The sequence below is a fragment of the Serratia proteamaculans genome (genome assembly GCF_013337185.1).
Taxonomy (GTDB): Bacteria; Pseudomonadota; Gammaproteobacteria; order Enterobacterales; family Enterobacteriaceae; genus Serratia; species Serratia proteamaculans_D.
Map to the genome: position 1 here is coordinate 1 of NZ_SWDE01000013.1, position 6,874 is coordinate 6,874.

Genomic DNA, 6,874 nt, shown 5'->3' on the forward strand with positions numbered 1-6,874 from the left:
CGCCAAGAGTGGGGGCACGGGTGCTGATGACACTGACGCAGGCCAATGGCCAGCCGGTGCCGTTCGGCGCCACGGTCAGCGATAGCGACCCAGAGGCAGCACCGGGCAACAGCATCGTCGGCGACGGCGGCCAGGTGTACCTGAGCGGTGTGGCCCCGCAGGGCAGCCTGCAGGTGAAATGGGGCAATGGCTCCGGCGAGCAGTGCCGGGTCAGTTATCAACTGCCGCAAACGGCGCAGCCGGGCGGAGTGAGTCAAATGGACGGTGTATGTCGATGAAAAATTGTGTAATTAAAAACCATAAATATCAGTGTAGGCGATATGCTGTTGCATTAATTTTGCTAGGGTCTTCGGTTGTAGGCTCAGAAGCCAGTGCCGGTTGTTGGTTTTCGAATGGTTACGTAGCATCTATAGCAACCCTCAGCTTGCCAACAACTTTGACGCTTCAGCGAGATACTCCTATGGGTACCGTATTATGGGACTCAGGCATGGTATTTGCAGGCTCCCCTACTCTCGTGCAATGCGATGCTACTAATAAAAATTACTACTCTTACTACCCTGGAATTACTGATTCTGTACCCGGAATGTCGGGAGTCTACAGGACCGGATTAAACAGTATCGGAATTAGGACCTACGGGAGCAATACCAAGAGTAATATAAGTGGTGAACTTATTGAAATACCTGGAGCACAGGGAACTTTTGGAGACGGTTTTTACGCCCCTATAGCAGGATACCGTATACAGTTAATTGCCACAGGTACCATTAGTGGTGCCGGAGTTTTAACCTTACCAACACCGTTGGTGGCCTTATATTATAACGGTGTATTGAGTACCCAGTTAAATCTTGGCAACGCAAGTATATCTGTTACTTCAACTGCCTGCTCCCTCAACAGCACCAGCATCAATGTCCCCCTGGGGGATGTCGCCGCCACCAAATTCACCGGCATTGCCACCACAGCCGGTGATAAAAGCTTCGATCTTGGCCTCACCTGCGACAAAGACGCCAAAATCAACGTCTCGCTGGCGGGTACGCAAAATACCGACACCTCTGAAACCAGCGTGCTGGCCCTCACCAGCACCGGGCAAACCGGCACCGCCAGCGGCATTGGCGTGCAGCTGCTGTACGGCGGCACCCCGTTGAAAATCAATAACAATATTCGGCTAAAAACCTCCGCCGGCGGCCAGGAAACCCTGCCGTTCACCGCACGCTATTACCAAACCCTGGCCGATGTCGGCGCTGGGCTGGCCAACAGCAGCGCCACTCTGAACATCACCTACCAGTAACCGGGGAGAACCTGATGCCATGGCTTACCCAACTCACCCGCCGGGTCAGTTATCAACTGCCACAGACGGCGCAGTCGGGTGGAATTGGCCAGGTGGAGGAATTGTGTCAATGAGCGGACAACGACAAACAGGAAGAGAAAAACCACGGATGAAAAAGAAAAAAGCATATTGCCTGCAAGCTCTTGGGATCCTGCTTAGCATAGTGGCAACCTCTTCATTTGCTGTGTGTGATCTTAAGGAACTAAAAACTGGGACCGTCAGTTTCGGAAATATTGTGGCGCAACGGGATACCCCCGTCGGTTCAGTACTTGCAGAAATACACTTTGCGTGGAGCACTCCTTCTGTAAGCTGCGGCGGCTCCTTTACCAGATTTAGAACTTTCAGTTATCAAGGCGGGGTTCTTTCTTCATTACGCCATACGTATAAAACTAATTTAGCGGGCGTAGGGGTTACTACTGCCGCCTATTCTCTGTTCAGCAATCCACCCGAGATTTTTTCAGGTGTTGGCGGAGTAGCTGGCAATCATCATGATGTTGTCATTCAGCTAATAAAAATAGGGGACATTACAGCAGGCACACTTGCAACCGGAGAAATTGCTACCGAGAAATTTTCACCGATAATAGAGAGCACCCCCGGCCCCGCAGCAATTACGGCAGAAGCTATAACAATGGGGGCGGGAAATATCATTACCACTCTCGCCTGCTCCCTCAACAGCACCAGCATCAATGTCCCCCTGGGGGATGTCGCCGCCACCAAATTCACCGGCATTGCCACCACAGCCGGTGATAAAAGCTTCGATCTGGGCCTCACCTGCGACAAAGACGCCAAAATCAACGTCTCGCTGGCGGGTACGCAAAATACCGACACCTCTGAAACCAGCGTGCTGGCCCTCACCAGCGCCGGGCAAACCGGCACCGCCAGCGGCGTCGGCGTGCAACTGCTATACGGCGGCACTCCGCTGAAAATCAATAACAATATTCTGCTAAAAAGCTCCGCCGGCGGTCAGGAAACTCTGCCGTTCACCGCTCGCTATTACCAGACCCTGGCCGATATCAGCGCCGGGCTGGCCAACAGCAGTGCCACCCTGAACATCACTTACCAGTAACCGGGGAGAACCTGATGCCATTACTTACCCAACTCACCCGCCGGGGCCTGCTGCCGCTGCTGTTACTGGTTAGCGCCAATGCCATGGCTGACAGCGCAACGGTGAATATCACCGGGCGTATTTTGTCTTCCGCCTGCGAACCGGAGGTCAACCCGTTGGCGGTGCCACTGGGCAATATTTCCCGTACCGCGCTCAGTGCCAAAGGGGAAACCGCCTCTGCCACCGCCTTCCAGTTACGCCTGAAGAACTGCCCGGCAGAAATCAGCCAGGTAAAAGTGCAGTTTGACGGCACGCCCGCCAGCGGAGACAGCAATGCACTGGCGCTGACGGCAGTAACCGGTGTCGCAACCGGCGTAGCGGTACAACTGCAGGATGCGACCGGTGCCATATTGCCCCCTGGGCAACCCTCCGCCCTGATGGCCATCAAAGGCGGTAGCGGCACGGTAAACAGCCTGGGTTTCAGCGCTCGCTATATTGCGACCAATGATAGCGTAACTGCGGGTAGCGCCAACGCCAGCGCTACTTTTACCCTCTGGTACAGCAACTGACGATGCTACGCCACCTCGCCCATAGTCTCAGATTGCGCCATCTGGCCTGGTGCCTGATGGGACTGTGGCTGTGGGGGCCGGTTCCGGCAGTTTGTCATCATCGCCCCCCTTGTCGACTGGCTACCGGGCGTAGCGCTGCCGTAGTTGGCACAACCTCAATTAATCACTGTGTGCCATTGTCCACTCTCGACAGGCACAGTCTGCGTGAGCTGAAACGCTGGTTGCGCAAACAAGGCGTAAACCTCTCACCCCGTCAGCAGACAGCACGGATTGATATCCGTGAAACACAACGCACAGGAGAAATGCCATGTTACCCTTTTCAACCTCCCGCACTTATGCACCTTGTACCCACCAACCTGAACAGCGGGCCCTCTGCCCGTTACCGGATTCATTGGTCGCCTGTCTGACGGCCAGGGAAACCCAGATCCTGCAAGCTCTGATCAATGGTATGGACTTGTCAGCCATCGCCTGGAAACTGAGCCGTAACATCCGTACCATCAGTAGCCACAAGCAGCGAGCAATGCGTAAATTACGCTTGAACAGCAATGCCGAACTGCATGCTCTCGGCGCCCTGCTCGGCCAACCGTTAGCAGCGGATATCACCGCCCGGCTGCCACTACTGCCACCCCGGGAGGAACAGGTGCTGAACGCAATGCTTAATGGCCACTGTATAACGGACATTGCACGACAGCAGGGCCGCAGTGTGAAGACCATCAGCTATCAGAAATGTCAGTTGATGCAAAAGCTGGGAATAACCAATGAAGTGGAGTTGTTTGCACTGGCACCAGAACGCGCACGGGCATTACTGGCAGCCCAAACAAAGTAGCGACGGCGCAAGAAGGAATTCGTTTGAGATCCCACTCCACCCATTCACACCGTCGCTGAATCAAACCTGCGTTATACTCCTTGCGCACATTCCGTCACGGATGGAATGCCACCATGGCCGGCCTGTTGCCGGCCGTTGCTTTTTTTGAGGAGAAGTAATGCAAAAATCCCACGCTCACCGCAAACACCTGACGCGCACCGAGGTCACCCGCCTACTGCAACAGGCTGCGGCCGGCCGCACGCCCGAACGCGACTGTTGTCTGATCTGGATGGGTTTTATCCACGGCTGTCGCGTCAGCGAACTCAATGGGCTGCGCCTGGCCGATCTGGATATGGAAAGCGGCTGTGTTTACATGAATCGGCTGAAAAATGGCCTCTCCACTATTCATCCGCTGGAAGCGACCGAAAAGCAGCTGCTGGCCCGCTGGCTGGAAAAACGCCAGTCGTGCCGCAATCTGGAGGATGAAGAGTGGTTGTTTTTATCGCAGAAGGGCTATCGACTGTCGCGTCAGCGCATCTACCGCATGCTGCAAGCCTACGGTAAACAGGCCGGGCTGGCGGTCGCCGCGCACCCACATATGTTACGCCATGCCTGTGGCTATGCATTGGCCGATAATGGAGCCGATACCAGGGTGATTCAGGATTATTTGGGGCATCGTAATATTCAGCACACGGTGCTGTACACCGCCGCCAATTCAGGCCGGTTTAAACATCTGTGGAGGGAGGAAAAAACGGAAGAAAATGTTACTTTTTGAGCCAAACTGACACATAAATTAAGAACATCCGGAAAAAAAGTCAATGCCTCAAAAAAAGTTATTTTAAAATCACAAAAAATAAAATAAATATCAATAAGTTATAACCTCACACTCACTTTCTTCACACTCCGTAATCACAGCGCCAACCAAGAAAAATCCCAATTTGCATTATCTGTTTGTTATCCAATAAAAATAATATCCAGTCTTTATTTCTTTTAAAACACCATCCATGGTGTTTTACACCAAAAAATAGAACATTCCCCTCACTAGAAGCCATTAATCACTAAATGTGACATTTTGGCTCAAAATGTTGCGTTTATATCGCTGTAAAAAACACCGAGCCAGCTAATAAAAGGACAGCCCTATCAATGGGTTAATGGAAAACCGTGCGTAGCTTCGCACAAACAAGGAATTGTCATCATGAAAAAAACATTACTGGCCACCACCCTGGCAACCCTCACTCTGCTTTGCGCATCTTCCGCCTTCGCTGCCGACGGCACCATCAACTTTACCGGTGACATCAAGGACACCACCTGCGTAGTCGATTTTGGCGCGGGCGGTACCAGCCTAAGCATCCCTATGGGGACCTTTAACAAAAGCGCCTTCAGCGGCGGCTCCGGCACTACCTCGAACGCCACCAAATTCGCCATCAAGTTGAAAACCTGCCCGGCGGCCTACACCAAGGCCACGGTGGAGTTTGATGGTACCGCCGACAGCAACAACAGCAAGGTGCTGGCACTGACCAGCGGGACTACCGCCGATCCGAGCGCCGCTGGCGTAGGTATTCAGATCAGCGATAAGGACGGCACCGTGTTGGCACTGAAAGACGAGTCAACCAGTTATGACCTGGTGGCCGGTACCACCGCGGTTGACAACGTCAACTCGCTGGACTTCACCGCCCGTTATATCGCCACCGCAGCGACCGTCACTTCTGGTAAAGCCAACGCCACAGCCAACTTCACCGTCAAGTACAACTGATGTTCATTCCCGGTACCGCTGCACGTGCGGTACCGGTGTTCGGGCGGCGGCAGCTTGCCGCCCTTCTTTGGGAGATAACACATGAAATTTTGGCTCAGCGCCCTGTGCGGCGGTGCGATGATGGTTAGCCAACTGGCCCAGGCCGGGGTGGTGATTGGTGCCACCCGGCTGGTGTATGACGGTGACAAAAAAGAGAGCTCCCTGAGCGTCAGCAACCCAGACACCATGGCCTATTTGATCCAGTCCTGGGTGGATCCACAGGAAGGCAGCGACAAGAAAGCCCCTTTCATCCTGACCCCACCGCTGTTTCGTTTGGACGGCGGGCTGCAAAACGTGTTGCGCGTAGTACGCGTCGGCGGCGCTCTGCCGGAAGATCGCGAGTCGTTGTTCTGGCTGAACGTCAAATCCATCCCGTCGGCGTCGCGTCAGGACAACACCCTGCAAATCGCCGTCAAGACCCGCATCAAACTGCTGTATCGCCCTGCAGCTCTGCAAGGGAAAAGCCCTGTGGCCGTCAGCAACCAACTGACCTGGAAGCGGACGGGCACAAAGCTGACCGTGAATAACCCCACGCCGTTCTACATGAATTTCCAGAAAGTGACGGTTAACGGGCTGGAAGTGCAAGACGCCACCTATGTCGCACCACAGAGCAGCGCGACCTTCAGCCTGCCGGCCACCGCCCCTGGCGGCACGGTGGTCTGGCGGCTGATCACCGACTACGGCGGTATCGGTACCCCGCAGCAAGGCACGTTAATGCAGTGACCACCGGGCGGTGCGTCACCACGGCAGCAAGGACAGTTGCCGGCAACGAAAAATACTTAAGGAGCAGGGCATGACACACTCTTGGCCGGTAACTCGCCCGGCGCGCCTGACACTGTTGATGGCGCTGGCGCTGACCGGATCGCCACCGCTACAGGCACGGGATTATTTTAACCCGGCACTGCTGGAGCTGGACGGGCCACAGCAAGGCGTCACCAACCTGTCAACTTTCGAAGAGAACGGGGGTCAGTTACCGGGAGATTACCGGGTCGATGTGCTGATTAACGATCAGCAGGTCGATACCCGCACCATCACCTTTACGGCCGGGGCCGATGGTCAGGGCCTGCAACCCTGCATCAGCGTCGCCGAACTCGCCAATTACGGCGTGCGAATTGCTCAGTTCCCTGCCCTCGGGGCTCCCGATGCCGCCTGCGCTAATTTTTCGGCCATTCCCCAGGCCTCTACCCGCCTGCTGTTCGACCGCCAGCAGCTGGCACTCAGCATTCCCCAGGCCGCGCTGGCCCGTCAGCCCCGCGGCTATGTTCCGTCCACCCAATGGGACGAAGGCATCACCGCCCTGCTGCTCAACTACAGCCTCAGCGGCGCCAACAACACCGCACGG

Annotated in this window: 9 protein-coding genes; all 9 read left to right on the top strand. The window is 55.1% G+C overall.

Annotation, left to right across the window (positions count from 1 at the left end; genetic code table 11):
* On the top strand, nucleotides 1-278 hold a 278-nt coding region (locus tag FCL49_RS24445), incomplete at its 5' end, for a FimD/PapC C-terminal domain-containing protein (RefSeq protein WP_302479884.1).
* A 545-nt stretch (nucleotides 279-823) separates the two neighbouring features.
* Nucleotides 824-1,282, top strand: coding sequence for a fimbrial protein (locus tag FCL49_RS24450; RefSeq protein WP_174355457.1), 459 nt, complete (start codon nucleotides 824-826; stop codon nucleotides 1,280-1,282).
* Between the two features lie 109 nt (nucleotides 1,283-1,391).
* Nucleotides 1,392-2,387, top strand: coding sequence for a fimbrial protein (locus tag FCL49_RS24455; protein ID WP_174355458.1), 996 nt, complete (start codon nucleotides 1,392-1,394; stop codon nucleotides 2,385-2,387).
* A 14-nt stretch (nucleotides 2,388-2,401) separates the two neighbouring features.
* Nucleotides 2,402-2,935, top strand: a complete 534-nt coding sequence (locus tag FCL49_RS24460; protein WP_174355459.1) for a fimbrial protein — start codon at nucleotides 2,402-2,404, stop codon at nucleotides 2,933-2,935.
* A 307-nt stretch (nucleotides 2,936-3,242) separates the two neighbouring features.
* Complete coding sequence (locus tag FCL49_RS24465; RefSeq protein WP_174355460.1) at nucleotides 3,243-3,761, top strand: helix-turn-helix domain-containing protein; 519 nt, start codon at nucleotides 3,243-3,245, stop codon at nucleotides 3,759-3,761.
* A 157-nt stretch (nucleotides 3,762-3,918) separates the two neighbouring features.
* Nucleotides 3,919-4,515, top strand: coding sequence for a tyrosine-type DNA invertase (locus tag FCL49_RS24470; RefSeq protein ID WP_174355461.1), 597 nt, complete (start codon nucleotides 3,919-3,921; stop codon nucleotides 4,513-4,515).
* Nucleotides 4,516-4,935: 420 nt separating this feature from the next.
* The gene (locus FCL49_RS24475; protein WP_174355462.1) at nucleotides 4,936-5,493 is read left to right on the top strand and encodes a fimbrial protein; all 558 of its coding nucleotides are present in this window, start codon (nucleotides 4,936-4,938) and stop codon (nucleotides 5,491-5,493) included.
* Between the two features lie 81 nt (nucleotides 5,494-5,574).
* The gene (locus tag FCL49_RS24480; protein ID WP_174355463.1) at nucleotides 5,575-6,255 is read left to right on the top strand and encodes a fimbria/pilus periplasmic chaperone; all 681 of its coding nucleotides are present in this window, start codon (nucleotides 5,575-5,577) and stop codon (nucleotides 6,253-6,255) included.
* Nucleotides 6,256-6,325: 70 nt separating this feature from the next.
* Nucleotides 6,326-6,874: FimD/PapC N-terminal domain-containing protein (locus FCL49_RS24485; protein ID WP_217434551.1), on the top strand; the 549-nt coding region annotated here is incomplete at its 3' end.

Bases quoted from the DNA above. Each gene is read 5' to 3' on its own strand.
- FCL49_RS24455 (WP_174355458.1), top strand. From the start codon at position 1,392: ATGAGCGGACAACGACAAACAGGAAGAGAAAAACCACGGATGAAAAAG.
- FCL49_RS24460 (WP_174355459.1), top strand. From the start codon at position 2,402: ATGCCATTACTTACCCAACTCACCCGCCGGGGCCTGCTGCCGCTGCTG.
- FCL49_RS24465 (WP_174355460.1), top strand. From the start codon at position 3,243: ATGTTACCCTTTTCAACCTCCCGCACTTATGCACCTTGTACCCACCAA.
- FCL49_RS24470 (WP_174355461.1), top strand. From the start codon at position 3,919: ATGCAAAAATCCCACGCTCACCGCAAACACCTGACGCGCACCGAGGTC.
- FCL49_RS24475 (WP_174355462.1), top strand. From the start codon at position 4,936: ATGAAAAAAACATTACTGGCCACCACCCTGGCAACCCTCACTCTGCTT.
- FCL49_RS24480 (WP_174355463.1), top strand. From the start codon at position 5,575: ATGAAATTTTGGCTCAGCGCCCTGTGCGGCGGTGCGATGATGGTTAGC.